This window comes from Micromonospora sp. DT228 (assembly GCF_049841595.1).
Lineage (GTDB): Bacteria > Actinomycetota > Actinomycetes > Mycobacteriales > Micromonosporaceae > Micromonospora.
The window spans coordinates 1-19,148 of the sequence record NZ_JBNCKO010000012.1 but is presented as its reverse complement, the minus strand read 5'-3'; the positions used below and the strand labels follow the sequence as shown (position 1 = coordinate 19,148).

Sequence of the window (19,148 nt, the reverse complement as noted above, 5' to 3'; positions counted from 1 at the left end):
CTCAGCGGGCCCCGGTCAGCACCTCGGCGGCGGCCCGACCACTGGCCCGGGTCGCGCCGTGGGTGGCCAGGTGCACCGCACCGGTGACCACCTCGGGCACGCCCAGCTCGACCACGACCGCGTCCGGCCGGGTCGCGAGAGCCCGTCGCACGGCGGCGCGCATCCAGTCGTGCCGGTGCAGATCCCGGACCACCAGGACCAGGGGGCGGGCCTCCGCTCCGGCGCACGGGTCGGCCGGCACGTCGGGTTCGGCGTAGCGGACCGTGCTGGTGCCGGGCAACAGCTCGCCCAGCGGCGCGCCGATGCCCCACGGGGTCTCCGCGCCGATGGCGATGTTGCGCAGCGGCTCGAACTCGACGACGTGCGCCGCGCGGGTCAACGGCAGCGCGTCCGGCGCGGTCCCGGTGGCGGTGACCCGGACGGCCCGACGGGCGGCGACGAGCCCGACGTCGGCGGCGCCTCGTGCTCCGGCCGGACCGGTGGTACGCGCGGCCGTCGTCCAGGCGGCGAGTTGGCCGACGCGCTTGGCCGCCTCGGCGAGGCGCTCCTCGGGCAGCGCACCGGAGACGACGGCCGCCACGATGGCGTCGCGCAGTTCGAGGGCCGCCTGCTCGTCGGCCCGTTCGCCGCCGACGCAGATCGCGTCGGCCCCGGCGGCGAGGGCGCGGACGGTCGCCCCGGCGAAGCCGTACCGGTCGGCGACCGCGCGCATCTCCACCGCGTCGGTGACCACCACCCCGGAGAAGCCCATCTCGTCGCGGAGCAGCCCACCCAGGATGCGCTGGCTCAGCGTGGCCGGCAGCCGCGGGTCGAGCGCCGGCACCAGCAGGTGGCCGGTCATCACCGCCTGCACCCCGGCCGCGACGGCGGCCCGGAACGGGACCAGCTCGCAGGTGTCCAGCCGGGTCCGGTCGGCGGTGATCCGGGGCAGGTCGTGGTGGGAGTCGACGCGGGTGTCGCCGTGCCCGGGGAAGTGCTTGGCGCAGGCCGCCACGCCGCCGGCCTGGAGCCCGCGAACCCAGGCGGCGGTGTGCCGCGCGACCAACGCCGGGTCGGCGCCGAACGAGCGGACACCGATCACCGGGTTGGCGGGGTTGGAGTTGACGTCGGCGTCCGGGGCGTAGTTGAGGGTGACCCCCGCCGCGGCCAGCTCGACGCCGAGGTCCCGGGCGACCGCCGCGGTCAGCTCGGGGTCGTCGACCACCCCGAGGGCGAAGTTGCCGGGCCGGGAGCTGCCGTGGGCCGACTCGAGTCGGGTGACGTCGCCGGCCTCCTCGTCGATCGCCACGATGACGTCCGGACGTTCGGCGCGCAGCGTCGCGGTGAGTGCCGCCACCTGCTCGGGGTCGACGACGTTGCGGGCGAAGAGCACCACCGAGCCGAGGCCCTCGCCGAGCCAGCGGCACACCCAGGGTGGCGGGGTGGTGCCGACGAACCCGGGTTGGAGGACCGCGGCGGCGAGGGCCGGGAGGTGCCCGGCGGGTGTGGTCACGCCACCGCCTCCTGGCGCTCGACGTCGATCACCGGCGTCGGTGCGCCCCCGTCGACCCACTGGTTGCGCTCGCTCATGCGGCCCCCGTACCCCATCTATCCCGCGCCCTCGGCGCACCGCCACCGGCAGGCGGTCATGACATGGTCACACCGGGCGATTCAATAGTCAATAAACCTTACAGTTGCCTGGCGGCCCGCTCTTCGGGAGAGTGCGGGGATGGACCCCGCCCTGCTGGCCGACGCGACGAGCCCGGCCGACATCCCCGGCGTACGCCTGCTCGGCCTGGTGGTCGGCGCCCTGCTGCTGCTCGCCGCGATCCGGGCGATGTTCGGCCGACGCTGAGCGCCAGGCACCGATCCCGGCCCGTCGCAGCGTGTGTGGCCGACCGCGACCGGGGTACGGCATTCCCCATCAGCAGGTCCGCGTGCCGAAGGGGAAACCATGAAGATCGGGTATTTTCTGTCCAGTGAGGAGTTCACGCCGGCCGAACTGCTGGAGCAGGCGCGCGGCGCCGAACGGGCCGGCTTCGAGGCGCTGTGGATCTCCGACCACTACCACCCCTGGGTGGACGCACAGGGTCAGAGCCCGTTCGTCTGGTCGATGATCGGCGCGCTCAGCCAGGTCTGCTCACTACCTGTGACGACCGCCGTGACCTGCCCGACGGTACGGATCCACCCGGCCGTGATCGCCCAGGCGGCGGCGACGAGCGCGGTGCTGCACGGCGGGCGCTTCGTGCTCGGCGTCGGCACCGGCGAGGCCCTCAACGAGCACATCTTCGGCGACGCCTGGCCGTCGGCCGACGTCCGACTGGAGATGCTGGAGGAGGCCGTCGGGGTGCTACGGGAGCTGTGGGGCGGCGGCTTCGTCAGCCACCGCGGCACGCACTACACAGTGGAGAACGCGCGGATCTACACGCTGCCCGACACCCCACCGTCGATCTACGTCTCCGGCTTCGGCCCGAAGGCCATCGACCTGGCCGCCCGGATCGGCGACGGCTATGTCAGCACCATGCCCGACGGCGACATGGTCCGGCGCTTCCGCGAGAACGGCGGTGGCGACAAGCCGTGCCAGGCCGGCTTCAAGGCGGCGTACGCCGACAGCGAGGACGAGGGCGTCCGCATCGCGTACGAGCGCTGGCCCAACGCCGGGGTGCCCGGTGAGCTGTCCCAGGTGCTGCCCTCGCCGCGGCACTTCGAGCAGGCCGCCGAGCTGGTCACGCCGGACATGGTCAAGGAGGCGTTCGTCTGCGGCAACGGCGTCGACGCGCACCTGGAGATGATCGACAAGTACGCCAAGGCCGGCTTCGACGAGGTCTACGTCGCCAACACCGGCCCGCACTACCAGGGCCTGTTCGACCTCTACCAGCGCGAGGTGCTGCCCCGGCTGCGCTGAGCCCGGAATCAGCCGAGCCGGCTGCCCGGGGACATGGCCGACGCCCTGCCCATGATCGCCCGAATGTGTTTCGGCGGTCATGGGCTCGGGTACCTCCGGCCCTCGATGAAACTGTCCACGCATTCGATGACGTTGCGCCGCGCGGCCCGCAGCCTTTTCGGCTGGAAGGCGCTGCGGCCCAACCAACTGGCCGCCATGCGCGCGGTGATGAAGCGACGTGACGCTCTGGTGGTGTTGCCCACCGGCGCCGGCAAGTCGGCCATCTATCAGATCCCGGCCAGCCTGATCCCCGGCCCGACCGTGGTGATCTCCCCGCTGCTGGCCCTCCAGCAGGACCAGATCGCCTCGCTCAACGAGCGGCAGCGCCCGGAGCTGCGGGCGGTGCGGATCAGCTCGAACGAGTCGCCCAACCAACAGGCCCAGGCGATCACCGAGGTCCGCGAGGGCCGGGCGGAGTTCCTGTTCATCACACCTGAGCAGCTCAGCAACCCGGAGCGGATGGCGGAGGTCGCCGCGCTGAAACCGGCGCTCGTGGCGATCGACGAGGCGCACTGCATCTCGGCCTGGGGGCACGACTTCCGGCCCGACTACCTCGCGCTCGGGCACCTGATCGACGGCATCGGCCGGCCGCCGGTGGTCGCGCTGACCGCCACCGCGTCCCCGCCGGTACGCGACGACATCATCGCCCGGCTGCGGCTACGCGACCCGGAGGTGGTGGTCTCCGGGCTGGACCGGCCCAACCTGTTCATCGAGGTGGCGCACTGCCCCGCCCAGGACTACCGGTGGCGGCGGCTCATGACCCTGCTGCGCGACGAGGGACGGCCGGGGATCATCTACGTGCCGACCCGCCGCGCGGCCGAGGAGTTGGCCACCCGGCTGACCGACGCCGGCTTCCCGGCGCAGTTCTACCACGGTGGGATGCCGGCCGGCGCGCGCGCCGACCTGCACGAGGCGTTCCTCGCCGACCAGGTCCCCATCATGGTGGCGACCTCGGCGTTCGGCATGGGCATCGACAAGCCGAACATCGCCTGGGTGGTGCACATGGCACTGCCCGACTCGCCGGACAGCTACTTCCAGGAGATCGGCCGGGCCGGCCGCGACGGGCAACCGGCCCGGGTGCTGCTGCTCTGGCGGGCCGAGGACGTCGGCCTGCAACGCTTCTTCAGCGGCGGCCTGCCGGACGCGGACGAGCTGCGGGACCTGGCCGCGCTGCTGCGCCGCAAGCCGGCCACCAAGACCGAGCTGCGCGAGACCACCGGCCTCGGGCCGCGCAAGCTGGGCCAGTATCTCTCCCTGCTGGAGCAGATCGGCGCTGCCGAGCCGCGGGCCCGGCAGCGCATCGGCGCCCCGCGCTACTCCCCCGCCCCGACCGAGGCCGCCGCGGCGGCGCTGGCCGAGGCGGAGCGCCAGCAGACGGTGACCCGCTCCCGCACCGACATGATGCGGGCCTTCGCCGAGACGAACGCCTGTCGGATGCAGACCCTGCTGGCCTACTTCGGTGAGCAGATGACCGAGGTCTGCGGGCACTGCGACAACTGCCACGCCGGCACCAGCGTCGCCGACCAGGGCGCGGTCGGGCCGTTCCCGGTGCACAGCCACGTGCGTCACCCGGAGTGGGGAACCGGCATGGTGCTCTCCTACGAGGAGGACAAGATGACGGTCCTCTTCGATGAGGTCGGGTACAAGACGTTGTCGGTGCGCGTGGTGTCCGAACAGGGCCTGCTGACCCTGGACTAACCTGACCCGGGCGCCGGTTTCGGGCCCGGTGGATCGACAAAGCAGAGCACCGATTGACCAAGCAGAGCAGGGCGGAAGGGGCGTTGCCGTGATCGAGCAGCCGGCGTACACCGGGTTCGGTTTCTCCGACGGGGAGTGGGGGTTGCTGGTCGGCCTGCCGCAGTCGGTGCTGACCGCGGCGAGCGCCGCCGAGTCCGACGGCACCCGCCGGACCATGGCGGAGAACGCGGCCGGGCTGGAGACCATCGCCGCCGGCCGGGAGTCGGCCAGCCCGCTGGTCGTCGCCGTGGCCGGCGAGATCGTCACCCGGGTCGGTGACCCGGACACCGGCGAGGAGTTGCCGGTCATCGCGCCCGCCGACCCCGCGGCGTACATCGACGACGTGCTGCTGCGGGCCGGCGAGGCCGGCGCGTTGCTGGCCGCGCGGGTCGACGAGGGTGAGGCCGGCGCGTACAAGCACTGGCTCGTGAAGATCGCCGAGCAGGTGGTGGGCGCCGCCTCCAGCGGTGGACTGCTGGGCATCGGCGGCGAGTCGGTAAGCGATTCCGAGCGGCGCTTCCGCGACCGGCTCGCGCACGTGCTCACCGACTGACCGGCGACAACGAGGCATCGGCCGGACCGGCCGGCTCGGCGGCGAGCGCCGTGGGGTCGGCCGGCTGGACGCCGCGCAGCGTGACCAGGGCGGCGACCGCGCCCGCCACCATCGCCACCATCGCGGCGATCGCGGCCAGGTGCATCCCGTCGGTGAACGCGAACCGGGCCGCGTGCAACACCACGTCGCGCAGGTCGGCGGGGAGCCCCTCGGCCACCGCCACCGCACCTCCCAACGTCTCCCGCGCCGCGTCGCGGGCGTCCGCCGGCAGCCCGGCGGGCAACCCGTCCAGGACCTCACGCCGGTAGACCGCGGCACCCACGCTGCCGAGGATCGCCATGCCCAGCGCGCCGCCCAGTTCACTGCTGGACTCGGTGAGCGCCGACGCGACACCCGCCTGATCGGGCGGCGCCGCGCCGAGGACCAGCTCGGTGACGAGTGACATCACCATCACCAGGCCGCCCGCGTAGACGCTCGCGCCGACGAGCAGCACCCACAGCGCCGAGTCCGGGGTGACCCGGGTCAGCAGCACGAAACCGAGCACGGCGATCGCGAACCCCGCGCCGATCAGGTACGCGCGCTCGACGCGCTGGGCGAGCGCGGCGGCGGCCGGCGCGACCCCACCCACGGCGAGGGACGGCACCAGGCTCCACAGTGCCGCCCGCAGCGGGCTCAGGCCGAGCACCAGTTGGAGGTGCTGGGTGGTGAAGATGGCGAAGCCGACGATGGCGAACATCGCCAACAGGTTGACCGCGAGCGATCCGGCGAAGCCGCGACGGCGGAACAACGCGAGATCGACCATCGGGTACGCCCGGGTCCGCTGCCGGTGCAGGAACAGCGCGCCCACCAGCAGGCCGGCCACGATGACGAGCACCCGCGGCGCGGTGACGCCGTCGCGGGCCATCTCCTTGACGCCGTAGATCACCGGCAGCAGCGCGCCGAGCGACAGGGCCGCGCTGATCAGGTCGAACCGCCCGGTGCTCGGGTGACGGAACTCGGGCACCAGGAGCGGGACGAGCAGGAGCAGCATCAGCATCGCCGGGATGTTGATCAGGAAGATCGAGCCCCACCAGAAGTGCTCCAGCAGGATGCCGCTGAGCACCGGGCCGATCGCGATGCCGCCGGTGAGGGTGGCGGTCCAGATGCCGATGGCGGTGCCGCGCTGCTTGGCGTCGGGGAACATGTTGCGCACCAGGGCGAGCGTGGAGGGCATCAGGGTGGCCCCACCGACGCCGAGCACGGCGCGCGCGGCGATCAGCGTCGCGGTGCTGTCGGCGTACGCGGCCAGCAGCGACGCCGCTCCGAACGCGGTGGCGCCGATGAGCAGGAGCCGGCGTCGGCCGATCCGGTCACCGAGGGCGCCCATGGTGATGAGCAGTCCGGCCAGCACGAAGCCGTAGATGTCGAAGATCCAGAGCTGCTGGGTGGCGGTCGGGCGCAACTCCGCGCTGATGAACGGGACGGCGAAGTAGAGCACCGACACGTCCATCGAGACCAGCAGCAGCGGCAACATCAACACCGTGAACCCGATCCACTCGCGTCGGCCCGCCCGTGGTGCCGGTGTGGTGGTCGTCCTCGTCATGATCGATTTCCTCTCTGCGTATGGCGTACGCTGTTATGCGTAGACCATACGCAGAACTAGGATGGCCGGGCAAGGAGGAAAACGTGGCGGCGACGACAGACGACAACGAGCCGGTGCTCCCACCGGCCATCGAGAACGCGTGGGGGCTGCGGGACCGTCCACCCAAGGGCCCGCGGCCGGGCATGAGCGTGCCCGCCATCGTGGACGCCGCCGTCCGGGTGGCCGACGCCGACGGGCTGACCGCCGTCTCGATGAGCCGGGTGGCCAAGGAGCTGGGCGCCGCCACCATGGCCCTCTACCGGTACGTCGGCTCGAAGGACGAGCTGCTGATGCTCATGGTCGACGTCGGGTACGGCCCCTCGCCCGGCCCACCCCCACCGGGCATCGACTGGCGCGCCGGGCTGACCCGCTGGGCCTGGGCCGAACACGACGTGCTGCGGCAACGGTCCTGGCTGCTGCACGTGCCCATCACCGGCCCGCCGATCACCCCCCAGCAGCTCGGCTGGATGGAGGACGGGCTGCGCTGCCTGGACGGCTTGACGCTCGCCGAGAGCGAGAAGATGTCGGTGCTCCTGTTGCTCACCGGGTACGTCCGCAACGAGGCCACCCTCACCTCGCAGGTCGCCGAGGGCAGCCGGGCGACAGGCGTCGAACCGAGCGAGATGATGCCGGCGTACGGTCGACTGGTGGCCCGGCTCATCGACCCGGCCCGCTTCCCGGCCCTGCACCGGGTGCTGGCCGCCGGCGTGCTCGACCAGGACGACGATCCCGACGACGAGTTCACCTTCGGCCTGGATCGGATCCTCGACGGCGTCGAGGCGCTGATCCAACGTCGAGCGGGCTGAGAGAATCCGATGCTACCGAGAGACACCATCGACACCACCGTCCTGCCACCGGGCGAACGGTTCGGCATGTGGCTGGACCTGGTGGCGCGCACCTCGGCACCGCTGCGCATCCGGTCCGCGCACAGCGGCGACTTCGCCGCTCGCGCCAACTTCATCGCGCTCGGTTCGATCGAGCTGGTGCAGTACGAGTACCCGTCCCTGGACGCCACCCGGACCCGGAAGCTGGTCCAGCGGTCCGACCCGGAGCTGTACATCCTCGCCCTCACCACCGGGGGCGTCGGCGCGTCCAGCCAGGACGGGCGCCGCAGCGAGATCCTGGCCGGCGAGTTCACCTTCTACGACGCGTCCCGGCCGCACGACGTGCGCCACCACGCGACCGAGCCGGAGCGGGACCAGGCCACCTCGATCATCACGATGATCCCGCACACCGCGCTGCCGCTGCCACCACAGCGGATGGCCGCCCTCTACGGCGGCCGGATGTCCGGCAGCGAGGGCATCGGGGCGCTGCTGGCGCAGTTTCTGCTCCAGGTGACCGGGCACCCCGAGCAGTACCACGCCGCCGACGCCAGCCGGCTCGGCACGGTGGGGCTCGACCTGGCCACCACGATGCTCGGCCGGCACCTCGTCGCCGAGGACGCCGTTCCCACCGAGGTCCGCCGCCGGGCGCTGCTCACCCAGGTGCAGTCGTACATCCACCGCCACCTCGGCGACGTGACGCTCGGCCCACAGGTCGTCGCCGACGCCCACCACATCTCGGTGCGGTCCCTGCACCGGTTGTTCGAGGCCGAGGACACCACTGTGGCGTCGTACATCCGGGATCTGCGGCTGGCCCGGTGTCGGCGCGACCTGACCGACCCGGCGCTGCGCAGTCTGCCCGTGCAGGCCGTCGCGGCGCGGTGGGGGTTTCCCGACAAAGCCCACTTCAGCCGGGCGTTCCGGGCCACGTACGGCATCACCCCACAGGAACACCGCGACGGTGGCTCGGATTTGGCGCGCATCCTCAACCGCCAGGCATCCACGGTCAACTCGCTGCCGGCAGACTGACACCAACGCGGCCGGCCAACGCCAGGTGGGCCGCCAACGGGGGCCGTGGCGAGGCGCCCGCCGCGCGAGCGGCGGGCGGCCGCCCGGTGTGGTGCCGAGGCTCCGGCCCCGTCGCGCGCATCCCCCCAGAATCGCCGACGGGGCCGGTCAGGCTTTCTCCAGCAACTCCAGGACCACCCGCTCGGCCTCCTCGCGGGGCGCCCCCGGGTCCACCGACGCCACCACCCCGTCGTGGTACAGGTCGACCACCCGCGGGTCCACGTACGACGCCCGAGCCACCGTCGGGGTGTTGCCCAGCAGCTCGGCCACCTCGCGCATCACGGCGACCACCGCCTTGCGCCGGGCCGTCACCGAGCGGCCCGGGTCGGCGGTGGCCAACTCGGTGGCGGCGAGCACCGTGGCGTGCCAGGTGCGGAAGTCCTTGGCGGTCATCTCCCCGCCGCTGGCGTCCCGCAGGTAGCCGTTGACCTCGTCGCTGCGCACGTCGCGCCACTCCCGGCCGTCCCAGTAGCCGAACAGCCGATCCGCTCGTCGCCGACGACGGCGCAGATTGGCCAACACCTGGCACAGCTCCGGGTCCTCGATCCGGCGGACCTGTTCGATCCCACCCTTCGCCGGAAACACCAGGACCACGCAGCCGCGCCGGGACCGGGCGTGCTCGGGGCGCAACGTGGACACCCCGTACGTCGGGTCGTCGCCGGCCGCGTACTGGTCGCTGCCGACCCGGAACATGCCCATGTCCAACAGTCGGGCCACCGTGGCCAGCACCCGGTCCCGGCCCAGCCCACGGCCGTCCAGGTCACGGCCCACCCGCTCGCGCAGCACCGGCAGCCGCCGGGCCACCTCCAGCATGCGGTCGAACTTCGCCTCGTCCTGCTGCTCCCGCCACAGCGGGTGGTAGACGTACTGCTTGCGCCCGGCCGCGTCGATCCCGATCGCCTGGATGTGGCCGTTCGCGTGCGGCGCGATCCACACGTTCTGCCAGGCCGGAGGGATGACCAGCTCCCGCAGCCGGGCCAGCGCCTCCGGATCCCGGACCGGCGCACCGGTCGGGTCGACGAAGAGCCAGCCCCGACCGCGCCGACGCCGCCCGTACCCCGGTCGACCCGGGTCGCTACGCCGCAACCGCACCGGAGACCCGCACCACCTTGTCCACCTCAGCCACGGCGGCCAGCACCTCGTCGAGGCGCAGAGCCACCATCGTCGGGTGGCTTCCTTCCCCGTCCCACCCCGGCCAATCGCCCTCGCCGGCCCACAGCACCCGGTGCCGGGGCCGGTCCACCGGCGGCCCCCAGAGCGCAGGCGACACCGGCCCGAAGAGGACTACCGACGCGGTGCCGAACCCGGTGGCCAGGTGAGCCACCCCGGTGTCCCCGCTGACCACCAACCGGGCGTTGGCCACCACCGCGGCGAGCCCTCCGAGGTCGGTCCGGCCGGCCAGCACGGCGTCGGACGACAGGCCGGCCGCGTCGGCCACCCGGGTCGCCAGCGCCCGTTCGTCGGCCGAGCCGGTGAGCAGGACCCGGTGCCCCTGGTCGGTGAGCGTCCGGGCCAGCGCGGCGAACCGCTCGGCCGGCCACCGCTTCGCGGGGACCTTGCTGCCGGGATGCAGCACGGTGACGCCGGTGGGCAGCCCGGCCGACCCGGGCCGACGCAGGCCGAGATCGGCGCCGTCGGCCGCGATGTCGTACCAGGACAGCAGCCGGCACCACCTGTCCACCTCGTGCTCGTCGACGGACCACCGCGGGCCGTCGACAAAGCCGGCCTCGGCGTTGGCGAAGGCCAGCAGCCGGCCCGGCCGGGTGGCCGCCAGCACCAGGTGCGACCGCGGGCCGCGGCCGTGCAGGTTGACCGCCACCGACACCGCCGACCCGGGCCGCAGCGGCCGATCCAGCCCGGCGGTGTCGACCAGCCGGTCGACGCCGCCGACCAGGTCGACAAGCGGGGCCAGCCAGGCGGGCGCGGCGAGCGCCAACTCCCCACCGGGGTACGCGGCCCGCAGCGCCCGCAGCGCGGGCACCGCGGTGAGCAGGTCGCCGACGCCGAGCGCCCGCAGCACGAGGATCACGGGTACGAGGTCTCCTGCTCGGCGCAGACCACCAGTTCCCGCACCGCGCAGCCGGGCGGCTGGTTGAGCGCGAACATGATCGCGGCGGCCGTGTCGGCGGGATCGTTGAGGATCGCGTCGGGCCCCGGCCTGTACTGCGGGTCGCGCTCGTCGAAGAACGACGTACGCATCCCGCCCGGGATGAGCAGCGTGACGCCTACCTGCCCGGCGAGCTCGGCGGCGAGGGCGCGGGTGAAGCCCACCACGCCGAACTTCGCCGCGCAGTAGGCGGTGGCGTCGCTGACCGCCTTGACACCGAGCGTGGAGGCGACAGTGACGATGCGGCCCCGCGACGTGAGCAGGAACGGCAGGGCGGCCCGGATCACCGCCGCGGTGGCGAGCAGATCCACGGCGATGATCCGGTCCCAGGTCTCCCCGGGCACGTCGGCGAGTCGACCCGGCACGTCCGTGCCGGCGGCGGTGACCACCGCGTCCAGGCCGCCGGCCTGCTCGGCGAGGTGCTGGGTGGCCACCTCGGCGGCCCGGGTGTCGGCCAGGTCGCACTCGGTCCAGGACACCCCGTCGGCCGGCGGCTGCCGGTCCAGCACGATGGGCCGGCCGCCGGAGGCGGCCACCGCGGCGACCACCGCCGCGCCGAGCCCGCTCGCGCCGCCGGTGACCAGGACTGTGGGCCCGGCGCCGGGCCGCGTGCCGGTCATCGGGTGCGCTCCCCGCTGGAGCGAACGATCAGATCGGTGGTGGAACGACCGTCGAGATAGGGCACCACCACCGTGTTACCACCCCACCGGCGCAGGACCTCCGCCTCCGGCAGGGTGGCGGCGGCGTCGCCACCGCCGGTGGCGTAGTCGCCACCCTTGACCCAGATGTCCGGTCGGACCCAGGACAACGCCGCGTCCGGGGTCGGCTCGTCGAAGATGAGAACCGCGTCGACGCAGCTCAGGGCGGCCAGCAGCCGACTGCGGTCACCCTCGGACATCACCGGTCGGTCCGGCCCCTTCAACCCGGCCACGCTGGCGTCCGAGTTCACGCACACGATCAGGCAGTCACCGAGCTGCCGGGCCGCCTGGAGGGTGGCCACGTGCCCGGCGTGCAGCAGGTCGAAGCAACCGCCGGTGGCCACCACCGTGCCGCCCGCGGCCCGTACCTCACCGAGGAGCGTGGCGACCGCCGCGACGCCCACCCGGTCGCCGCCCGGACCGGCGACGCTCGTCGGCGTCTGACGCACCGGCGGTGGCAGCGCCGCCGCCACTCCCCCACCGGCCACGTACGCGGACGCCTCGGCGACCGCCGCCTGCACCGCCTCGGAGACCAGCGCGCCCTCGGCCAACGCGAGGCTGGCGGCGGCCGCGAACCGGTCGCCGGCCCCGCACGTGTCGCCCTCGGCGCTGCCCGGGGTCGGCACCACAAGCGGCGTCGACCCGGCGTGGCAGAGCAGCGCGCCGTCACCGCCGAGCGTCACCGCGACCGCGCCGGCGCGCCAGCGTCGCCGTAGCCCCTGTGCGCCACGCGACGCGGCGGCCAGCCGGGAGGCGCCGGGCAGGGCGGGGACCAGCTCGCGCATCTCCGACTCGTTCGGAGTGGCCAGATGCACGCCGGGGACGGCCGCCGGGCCGCGCGGGTGCGGGTCCCACACCACCGGCGCGCGGGTGGCGGCCAACGCCTGGCGCAGCGCCGGCTGCCGGGCCACCCCCCGGCCGTAGTCGCTGACCAGCACCGCGGACGCCGCGCCGATCACCCGGAGCACCTCGTCGGAGGGCTGCCCCGGCTCCCCGGACGTGCCGCCTCGGTCGTGGCGCAGCAGCACCCGACCCCGGGCCCGCAGCCGGATCTTCTCCGGTGTCGCACCGGACAGGGCCAGCGGATACACCCGCACGCCGGCCGCGGCGAGCAGCGCGCTCAGCCGGGCCCCGCCGGCGTCGTCGGCGAGCGCGGTCACCAGCACCACCTCGGCGCCCTGCGCGGCGGCGAACACCGCCGCCAGACCGGCGCCACCCGGTCGGTCGCTGGCGGCGGTCTCGTCCAGGACCGGCACCGGGGAGTCCGGGCACAGCCGGTTCACCACCCCTTCCACGTCCCGGTCGAGCAGGGTGTCGCCGAGCACCACCACCGGTCCCCTCACGCTTGCCTCCCCATCGCTCACGCGTCGACCTGCTGTCCGGACCCACCGTCGAGCACCACTTCGACCCCGGTACGCACCGGTGCCGGCTCCCCCGACGCGGGAGGGACGACCACCGGATCGGCGACCGCCGCCAGCTCCTGTTCGAGGTACTCACAGAGCAGGTGACTGGTCACGAGGTGCAACTCCTGCACGACCTGGGTGTCCGGCGACGCGACGGCCAGCACCTCGTCGCAGGCGTCGGCGAGGGGATTCGGGGCGACGCCGGTGAGGGCCCAGGTGGTCAGGCCGGCCTCGCGGGCGGCCTGCGCGGCGCGGACCAGATTGGGGCTGCTGCCACTGGTGCTCAGCAGCAGCAGGACGTCGCCAGGGCGGCCGTGCGCGCGCACCTGACGGGCGTACACGTCGGTGTAGCCGTAGTCGTTCGCGATGGCGGTGAGCGCGCTCGTCTCGGCGTGCAGCGCGATCGCCGACAGCGGCTGCCGGTCGTGGTGGAGCTTGCCGACCAGCTCGGCGGTGAGATGCTGGGCCTCGGCGGCGCTGCCGCCGTTGCCGGCCACCAACAGGCGACCCCCGGCGGTCAGCCGGTGGGCCAGGTCGGCGCCCCAGCGGGCCAACTGCGACTCACACCGCCGGTACGGCGCCAGCGCCGCGGCGAGGTTCGTCAGGTGGGTGTCGAGCAGGCTGCCGGCCGGCATCAGGCCACCACCCGGGCCGGGCGGCGAACGGCGGCGACCTCGCTGTAGACCTCGACCAGCCGCTCGGCGGTGGCCGCCCACGAGTACCGCGCGCGGGCCCGCTCGCGGGCCGCCGTGGCGTACGCGAACCGCCGGATCCGGTCGTCGAGCAGGCCCTGGATCGCGCTGGCCAACGCCTGCGGGTCCCGGGCCGGCACCAGGTCACCCGTCGTCCCGTCGACCACGGTGTCCCGGATGCCGCCGACGGCGGTGCCGACCACCGGCACCCCACACGCCATCGCCTCCAGCGGGGTCAACCCGAACGGCTCGTACCAGGGTGCGGCGACAAGCAGGTCCGCCGAGCGGTACCAGCGGCCCATCTCCTCCCGGGGTACCGCGCCGACCAGGTGCACCCGGCCGGCCACCCCGCAGGTCTCCGCCAGGGCCCGCAGCCGCCGGGCGTACGGGTCGGTCTCCAGCAGCCCCTCGGGCGGGCCGCCGACCACCACGCACTCGGCGTCACCGACCAGGGCCATCGCGCGGATCACGGTCTGGAAGCCCTTGCGTTCGACGAGCCGACCCACGGTGAGGATCCGGGCCCGTCCCGGCGCACGGTCGGCGGCCGGCCCGAGCGGGGCGAACGTGGCGAGGTTGACTCCGGAGGGCACCACAGTCATCCGGGACCGGGGCACGCCCATCCGCACCAGCTCGCCCACCTCGTCGCGGCACTGCGCGACGATCCGGTCCACCGAGCGGCCCAACTCGCGCTCGTAGGAGACCCGACGGGCCGGGCTGGTGTCCTGTACGCCCTGGTAGCGGCGCTTCACGGTGCCCAACGCGTGGTACGTCTGCACCACCGGCACCCCGGTCTGCCGGCCGGCGGTCAGCGCCGCCAGGCCACTCATCCAGAAGTGCGCGTGGATCACCTCGGGCACCCAGTCCCCGCCCCGCCAGCGCTCGATCAGCCACGCGCTGAACTCGCGCATGTGCGGCAGCAGGGCGTCCTTGGCCACCGGCTCGGCCGGGCCGGCCGGCACGTGCACCACGTCGTACCCGTCCGGGCTGCGGACGGTCACCGGCAGGTCGAGCGCGTCGCGGCGGGTGTAGACCCGCACCTCGTGCCCGGCGGCGGCGAGCGCGGCGGACAGCTCCGCGACGTGCGTGTTCTGGCCGCCGGCGTCCTCCCCTCCGAGGACGGCGAGCGGGCTGGCGTGCTCCGAGATCATCGCGATCCGCATACTTCCTCCTCCAGCAGCCGGTCCCAGTCAGCGAGGAAACGGTCGAGGCCGTACCTGTCCCGCGCGGCGGTACGCGCCGCCGCGCCGGCCTGGCGCGCGGTCGCCGGTTCAGCGATGAACCGGCGGGCGGCGTCGAGCAGGGTGTCGGTCCGGGTGGCGAGAGCGCCCGCCTCCGGCGGCACCGCCGTCACCGCCTCGGTGGTGGCGAGCGCGACGACCGGCATGCCGATCGCCATCGCCTCGATGAGGCTGAGCCCGAGCGAGGTCCACCGGCACAGGTGCAGGTACGCGCGCCGCCGGGCCAGTTCGGCGTGCATCCGGTCCTGGGGCACGTCGTCGTGGCTGACGAGCCGGTCGGCGGGCAGCCCGAGGTGGTCGGCCAGGCCGGCCACACCCATCCCGAACACGTCGAGCGGCGCGATCTCGGCGAACCGGGGCAGCAGGTCGGTGCCGGTGACCCGACCCCGCCGGACCGGCTCGTTGATCACCACGGCGAGCCGGTCGAGTTCGCCGGTGTAGGAGACGGCGGGGGCGACGATGCCGTGGTCCACCACCGTCGTGCGGGTGGCCCCGGTGTCCCAGAAGATCTGGTTGAACCCGGTGACGTGGGCGATGAGCAGGTCGTCGCGGTCGGCCATCGGGTGCCGGGTGTTCGGCACGTCGCCCTTCGGGGTGTTGTGCTCGACGTAGATGGCCGGGATGTCGCGACCCGGGCGGCGACGCAGCCACGCCTCGGCCCGCTCGATCTCCTCCGGCCGTTGCAGGACGACCACGTCCACGTCGGCGCCCGGCAGATCCTCCGGGGCGACCTCGACCGCGCTGTCCGGCCACGGGTAGGTGCGGGCCCGGCCGAGGCCGTACGGGCCGCGGTCGGGTGTGGTGGGGATCAGGTAGCGGTGGCCGCCGTGCACGAACGACGTGGTCCAGGAACCGTGCACGTGCCAGAGCAGGATGTTCATCGCCGGCCACCACCGCTGACGGTGAGCGTCCGCAGCGCGTCGACCACCTCGTCCGGGTCGATGCCGCTCAGGCAGGGGTGCCCGGGGACCGGACAGTGTGGCGCGCGGGTGTCCCGGCAGGGTGCGGCGGCGTCGCCGAGCCGGACCGTGGGCACCCGGTAGGGCCCCCACTGGCCGAACGGGACGGTCGGCGCGAAGAGACTCACCACGGGCACGCCGGCCGCGGCGGCCAGGTGCGCGGGACCTGTGTTGCCGACCACGACCGCGCTGGCGTCCGCCATGATCCCGGCGAGCCCGGCCAGGTCGGTCCGGCCACCCAGGTCGGTGCCGCCGGCCGCCGCCACCCGGGCGGTGACCCCCCGCTCGTCCGGGCCGCCGGTGACGAGCACCCGGTGCCCGGCCGCGGTCAGCGCCCCGACGATCCGGGTCGCCACCTCCGGCGGGCAGGCCCGGCTGGACGCGGCCGACCCGGGGTGCAGCACCACGTACCCCGGGTCGCCGAGATCGGCCGGGCGCGGCGGCACGACGTCGCGGCGCAGTCGGAGCACGGGGTCGTCGCCGTCGGGCAGCCGGTGGCCGGCGGCGGCGGCGAGGGAGAGGGCACGTTCGGGTTCGGGGACGCCCACCGGCACCCGGTGCCGGACGTCCAGCAGCGAACCCGGATAGTCGTCGCTGATCGCCGCGATCAGGCCGATCCCCGCCATCCGCAGCAGCAGCGCCAGCGGCAGCGCGGACTGGTGGAACGAGGTGAACACCACCGCCTGGTCGGCACCGACCGCGCCCAGCCGCGCGGTCAAACTCCGCACCGCCTCCGGGTCGACCGGCCCCGGCGTGGGGTCGATCCACGGCAGCGGGTGCTCGATGATCTCGTCGACGCCGGGCAGCAGGTCGGCGGCGGCCCGGCCACGCGGCCCACACAACAGCACCACCCGCTGGGCACCGGCCGCGACGGCGCGAATTGCCGGCCCGGTCACCAGCACGTCCCCCGCCGAATCCGAGCGGACCACCAACGCCGTCCGCACCGGGTCGTCCGGCCGGGTCGCGGGTCGCACGGCCTGTTGGCGGCGCAGGATCTCGTCCACCGCCGCCGGCAGATCGGTGGCCACCCAGCCGGCGGCGGCGATCTCCTCCGGTCGGGTCACCGGGGTGGGCACCAGCACTCCCGCCGCCCCCGCGGCCAGCGCGGCGGCGACGTCCCGCCCGATGTCGCCCACCAGCACGCACCGGGACGCGGTCGTGCCCAGCTCCCGGGCGGCGGCGTACACCAGACCGGGGGCCGGCTTGCGGCAGCCACAGCCGTCGGCGTCGTCGTGCGGACAGACAAGCCACGCGTCGAACCGGCCCAGCAGCTCCTCGACGCGGGCGTGCACGGCCCGCATCTGCTCCTCGCTGAAATAGCCCCGGGCCAGGCCCGACTGGTTCGTCACGACCGCCAGGCGCAGCCCGGCCGCCCGCAACCGGTCCAGCGCCGCCCGCGCCCCCGGCACCGGTCGCACCTTCTCCGGGTCGCCGTTGTACGGCACGTCCTCGATCAGGGTGCCGTCGCGGTCCAGCAGCACCGCGTCGTACAGGACATGTCGATCGCTCCCGCCGGTGACGCGCCCGGACCCGGCGGAACCGGCGCGGTCAGCAGCGGCGTAAACCGTGGCTGACCTGCGCTGATACGGATCCTCCTGGTCCTGTCGCACAGCCGGCGGGTTCCCTGCGCCCGAAGGAGTAAACGTCGCCGGTCCAGGGGTGGGCCAGCGCCGCAAGCGGTGCCCAGAGTCGGCCTTACCCGCCGTCCGGGAGGAGCTAACCCGCGGGTCGTTAGCCCGCGCCCGGCCGGGGGTATGGAAGCCCAGTGGCGATTGTGGAGAAAGTGATCGACGCGCCCCCGCAGCAGGTGTTCGACGTGCTCGCCGACGGGTGGACGTACAGCGACTGGGTGGTGGGCACGGCACACGTGCGGACCGTGGACGACGCCTGGCCCCGGGTGGGCAGCCAACTGCACCACCGGGCCGGGCCGTGGCCGTTCTCCTTGCAGGACGCGTCGACGGTGCTGGTCTGCGAGCCGCCGCACCGGCTCGTGCTGAAGGCGGGCCTCTGGCCGGCCGGCGAGGCGATCGTGGTCTTCACGCTGCAACCCGTCGACGGGGGCGCCACCCGGGTCCGCCTCGGGGAGGACTTCGCCGCCGGTCCGCTGCGCTGGATCCGCAACAAGGTCAACGACCTGGTGCTGCACCTACGCAACCGGGAGACGCTGGACCGGCTCGCCGACATCGCCACCCGACAGAAAGGGCAGCAGTGACGCCGACGGTGGCGGTGACCGCAGCGGGTCGACGGCGTTGGCCGGTCGTCGCGGCCACCTGGCACGCACCGTTCGCGACCAGCGGGATCGATGCGCGCGCCCGGCGTGGCAGCGCCGTCCGCAACGCCCGGAAGGGGTGCCTCTTCAACCCGAATGTGACAACTGGATACCCTTTCCGGGAGCCCCTGTCCGCAAACCGAGGATGTCCGCATGATCGAGCCTGTGCCGCTACCGTCGCCGTGGCGGGACGCACGTCTGACCGTCGTCGTGCCCACCTACAACGAGGCGGGCAACCTGCCCACGCTGGTGGAGCGCCTGCTCGCCCTGCCACTGCCCGGTCTGCGCATCCTCGTCGCCGACGACAACTCCCCCGACGGCACCGGCGACGTGGCCGACAAGCTGGCCATCGAGCATCCGGACCGGATCGAGGTCGTGCACCGGGCCGGCAAGGAGGGCCTCGGCCGGGCGTACGTCGACGGGATGACTCGGGCGCTCGATGGTGGCGCCGAGTACGTGGCGCAGATGGACGCGGACCTGTCGCACCCGCCGGAGGCGCTGCCGGGGATGCTGGGCGCGCTGCTGTCCACCCAGGCGAGCGTGGTGATCGGTTCCCGCTACGTGCCCGGTGGGGAGCTGGACGAGAACTGGCCGCTGTACCGCCGGGCCCTCAGCGGCTGGGCGAACCTCTACGTGCACACCCTGTTGCGGGTACGCATCCGTGACCTGACCGCCGGTTTCAAGATCTGGCAGGCGGACGCGTTGCGCGACATCGGTCTGCACCGGGTGCAGTCCAACGGCTACAGCTTCCAGGTGGAGATGCACTACCTGGCCACCAAGCTGGGCCACACCATTCTGGAGGTGCCGATCCGCTTCGAGGAGCGGCGCGACGGCATTTCCAAGATGACCACCGCGACAAAGGTGGAGAGCGCACTGATGCCGTTCCGCCTCCGCAGCAAACACCGCAACATAACCCGCTAACCCCACCCCCACCCACCCCCACCCCGACCGGTTGATCATGAGGTTATAGCGGCGACACGCCGGGTGGTTTCTAGGCTTCAGTGCAACTGATCTTGGTTGTGGTGGAGGTGCTGGTGGCGAGTCCAGGTGCGGTGACGT

The 19,148-nt window shown here is 73.7% G+C and carries 18 protein-coding genes; 8 read left to right on the top strand and 10 right to left on the bottom strand.

The features are described from left to right. Position 1: 1 nt before the first annotated feature. Entirely contained in the window at positions 2 to 1,492 is a 1,491-nt protein-coding gene (locus tag ACLQ29_RS22960; protein ID WP_425773552.1) for a glycoside hydrolase family 3 protein, read from the bottom strand. Positions 1,493 to 1,708: 216 nt separating this feature from the next. Here ACLQ29_RS22960 and ACLQ29_RS22955 point away from each other — a divergent pair, with 216 nt between their 5' ends. The 4 genes from ACLQ29_RS22955 to ACLQ29_RS22940 all read left to right on the top strand — a co-directional run bounded on the left by ACLQ29_RS22955 (position 1,709) and on the right by ACLQ29_RS22940 (position 5,213). Further along, on the top strand, positions 1,709 to 1,834 hold the full coding sequence (locus tag ACLQ29_RS22955) for a hypothetical protein (protein WP_255421242.1): 126 nt from the start codon (positions 1,709 to 1,711) through the stop codon (positions 1,832 to 1,834). Positions 1,835 to 1,933: 99 nt separating this feature from the next. Then, positions 1,934 to 2,884 carry a TIGR03557 family F420-dependent LLM class oxidoreductase gene (locus tag ACLQ29_RS22950; protein WP_425757889.1) on the top strand — a complete coding sequence of 317 codons (951 nt, stop codon included), beginning with the start codon at positions 1,934 to 1,936 and terminating at the stop codon, positions 2,882 to 2,884. Between the two features lie 105 nt (positions 2,885 to 2,989). Further along, the gene (locus ACLQ29_RS22945) at positions 2,990 to 4,621 is read left to right on the top strand and encodes a RecQ family ATP-dependent DNA helicase (protein ID WP_425773551.1); all 1,632 of its coding nucleotides are present in this window, start codon (positions 2,990 to 2,992) and stop codon (positions 4,619 to 4,621) included. Positions 4,622 to 4,709: 88 nt separating this feature from the next. Beyond that, complete coding sequence (locus ACLQ29_RS22940; protein ID WP_425773550.1) at positions 4,710 to 5,213, top strand: hypothetical protein; 504 nt, start codon at positions 4,710 to 4,712, stop codon at positions 5,211 to 5,213. Here ACLQ29_RS22940 and ACLQ29_RS22935 read toward each other — a convergent pair. Further along, the gene (locus tag ACLQ29_RS22935) at positions 5,203 to 6,795 is read right to left on the bottom strand and encodes an MFS transporter (protein WP_425773549.1); all 1,593 of its coding nucleotides are present in this window, start codon (positions 6,793 to 6,795) and stop codon (positions 5,203 to 5,205) included. The two genes, ACLQ29_RS22940 and ACLQ29_RS22935, sit on opposite strands and share 11 nt — an antisense overlap. Positions 6,796 to 6,878: 83 nt before the next feature. On the opposite strand from ACLQ29_RS22935, the gene ACLQ29_RS22930 reads away from it, so the two are divergent. Together ACLQ29_RS22930 and ACLQ29_RS22925 are read left to right on the top strand one after the other, a co-directional pair. Continuing rightward, on the top strand, positions 6,879 to 7,640 hold the full coding sequence (locus ACLQ29_RS22930) for a TetR/AcrR family transcriptional regulator (RefSeq protein ID WP_425773548.1): 762 nt from the start codon (positions 6,879 to 6,881) through the stop codon (positions 7,638 to 7,640). Between the two features lie 9 nt (positions 7,641 to 7,649). Further along, a complete protein-coding gene (locus ACLQ29_RS22925) occupies positions 7,650 to 8,684 on the top strand; it encodes a helix-turn-helix domain-containing protein (protein WP_425773547.1) in 1,035 nt (344 codons plus the stop codon). Positions 8,685 to 8,831: 147 nt separating this feature from the next. Here the strand turns inward: ACLQ29_RS22925 and ACLQ29_RS22920 are convergent, their stop codons facing one another. Genes ACLQ29_RS22920 through ACLQ29_RS22885 form a run of 8 tightly spaced genes read right to left on the bottom strand, consistent with a single transcriptional unit; the run spans position 8,832 to position 17,430 of the window. Beyond that, entirely contained in the window at positions 8,832 to 9,815 is a 984-nt protein-coding gene (locus ACLQ29_RS22920) for a DNA topoisomerase IB (RefSeq protein ID WP_425773546.1), read from the bottom strand. After that, complete coding sequence (locus ACLQ29_RS22915) at positions 9,799 to 10,752, bottom strand: glycosyltransferase family 9 protein (protein WP_425773545.1); 954 nt, start codon at positions 10,750 to 10,752, stop codon at positions 9,799 to 9,801. The genes ACLQ29_RS22920 and ACLQ29_RS22915 overlap by 17 nt, the downstream gene beginning before the upstream one ends. Further along, on the bottom strand, positions 10,749 to 11,450 hold the full coding sequence (locus ACLQ29_RS22910) for an SDR family oxidoreductase (protein WP_425773544.1): 702 nt from the start codon (positions 11,448 to 11,450) through the stop codon (positions 10,749 to 10,751). Before ACLQ29_RS22910 ends, ACLQ29_RS22915 begins: the two co-directional genes overlap by 4 nt. Then, positions 11,447 to 12,871, bottom strand: coding sequence for a PfkB family carbohydrate kinase (locus ACLQ29_RS22905; protein WP_425773543.1), 1,425 nt, complete (start codon positions 12,869 to 12,871; stop codon positions 11,447 to 11,449). Before ACLQ29_RS22905 ends, ACLQ29_RS22910 begins: the two co-directional genes overlap by 4 nt. Before the next feature lie 17 nt (positions 12,872 to 12,888). Next, entirely contained in the window at positions 12,889 to 13,569 is a 681-nt protein-coding gene (locus tag ACLQ29_RS22900) for a D-sedoheptulose-7-phosphate isomerase (protein WP_425773695.1), read from the bottom strand. Beyond that, the gene (locus tag ACLQ29_RS22895) at positions 13,566 to 14,783 is read right to left on the bottom strand and encodes a glycosyltransferase (protein WP_425773542.1); all 1,218 of its coding nucleotides are present in this window, start codon (positions 14,781 to 14,783) and stop codon (positions 13,566 to 13,568) included. Before ACLQ29_RS22895 ends, ACLQ29_RS22900 begins: the two co-directional genes overlap by 4 nt. Beyond that, a complete protein-coding gene (locus ACLQ29_RS22890; protein ID WP_425773541.1) occupies positions 14,768 to 15,742 on the bottom strand; it encodes a glycosyltransferase in 975 nt (324 codons plus the stop codon). Before ACLQ29_RS22890 ends, ACLQ29_RS22895 begins: the two co-directional genes overlap by 16 nt. Next, positions 15,739 to 17,430: an HAD-IIIA family hydrolase gene (locus tag ACLQ29_RS22885; protein ID WP_425773540.1), complete on the bottom strand. Its 1,692-nt coding sequence runs from the start codon at positions 17,428 to 17,430 to the stop codon at positions 15,739 to 15,741. The genes ACLQ29_RS22890 and ACLQ29_RS22885 overlap by 4 nt, the downstream gene beginning before the upstream one ends. Before the next feature lie 155 nt (positions 17,431 to 17,585). Between ACLQ29_RS22885 and ACLQ29_RS22880 the strand changes: the two genes are divergently transcribed. Together ACLQ29_RS22880 and ACLQ29_RS22875 are read left to right on the top strand one after the other, a co-directional pair. Further along, the gene (locus tag ACLQ29_RS22880) at positions 17,586 to 18,032 is read left to right on the top strand and encodes an SRPBCC family protein (protein WP_425773539.1); all 447 of its coding nucleotides are present in this window, start codon (positions 17,586 to 17,588) and stop codon (positions 18,030 to 18,032) included. A 210-nt stretch (positions 18,033 to 18,242) separates the two neighbouring features. Then, on the top strand, positions 18,243 to 19,010 hold the full coding sequence (locus ACLQ29_RS22875; RefSeq protein ID WP_425773538.1) for a polyprenol monophosphomannose synthase: 768 nt from the start codon (positions 18,243 to 18,245) through the stop codon (positions 19,008 to 19,010). Positions 19,011 to 19,148 lie beyond the last annotated feature (138 nt).

What these genes read in the sequence shown, in the direction of transcription:
- ACLQ29_RS22955 (WP_255421242.1), top strand. Translation starts at nt 1,709, where the DNA reads ATGGACCCCGCCCTGCTGGCCGACGCGACGAGCCCGGCCGACATCCCC.
- ACLQ29_RS22950 (WP_425757889.1), top strand. Translation starts at nt 1,934, where the DNA reads ATGAAGATCGGGTATTTTCTGTCCAGTGAGGAGTTCACGCCGGCCGAA.
- ACLQ29_RS22945 (WP_425773551.1), top strand. Translation starts at nt 2,990, where the DNA reads ATGAAACTGTCCACGCATTCGATGACGTTGCGCCGCGCGGCCCGCAGC.
- ACLQ29_RS22935 (WP_425773549.1), bottom strand. Translation starts at nt 6,795, where the DNA reads ATGACGAGGACGACCACCACACCGGCACCACGGGCGGGCCGACGCGAG.
- ACLQ29_RS22925 (WP_425773547.1), top strand. Translation starts at nt 7,650, where the DNA reads ATGCTACCGAGAGACACCATCGACACCACCGTCCTGCCACCGGGCGAA.
- ACLQ29_RS22910 (WP_425773544.1), bottom strand. Translation starts at nt 11,450, where the DNA reads ATGACCGGCACGCGGCCCGGCGCCGGGCCCACAGTCCTGGTCACCGGC.
- ACLQ29_RS22895 (WP_425773542.1), bottom strand. Translation starts at nt 14,783, where the DNA reads ATGCGGATCGCGATGATCTCGGAGCACGCCAGCCCGCTCGCCGTCCTC.
- ACLQ29_RS22890 (WP_425773541.1), bottom strand. Translation starts at nt 15,742, where the DNA reads ATGAACATCCTGCTCTGGCACGTGCACGGTTCCTGGACCACGTCGTTC.
- ACLQ29_RS22875 (WP_425773538.1), top strand. Translation starts at nt 18,243, where the DNA reads ATGATCGAGCCTGTGCCGCTACCGTCGCCGTGGCGGGACGCACGTCTG.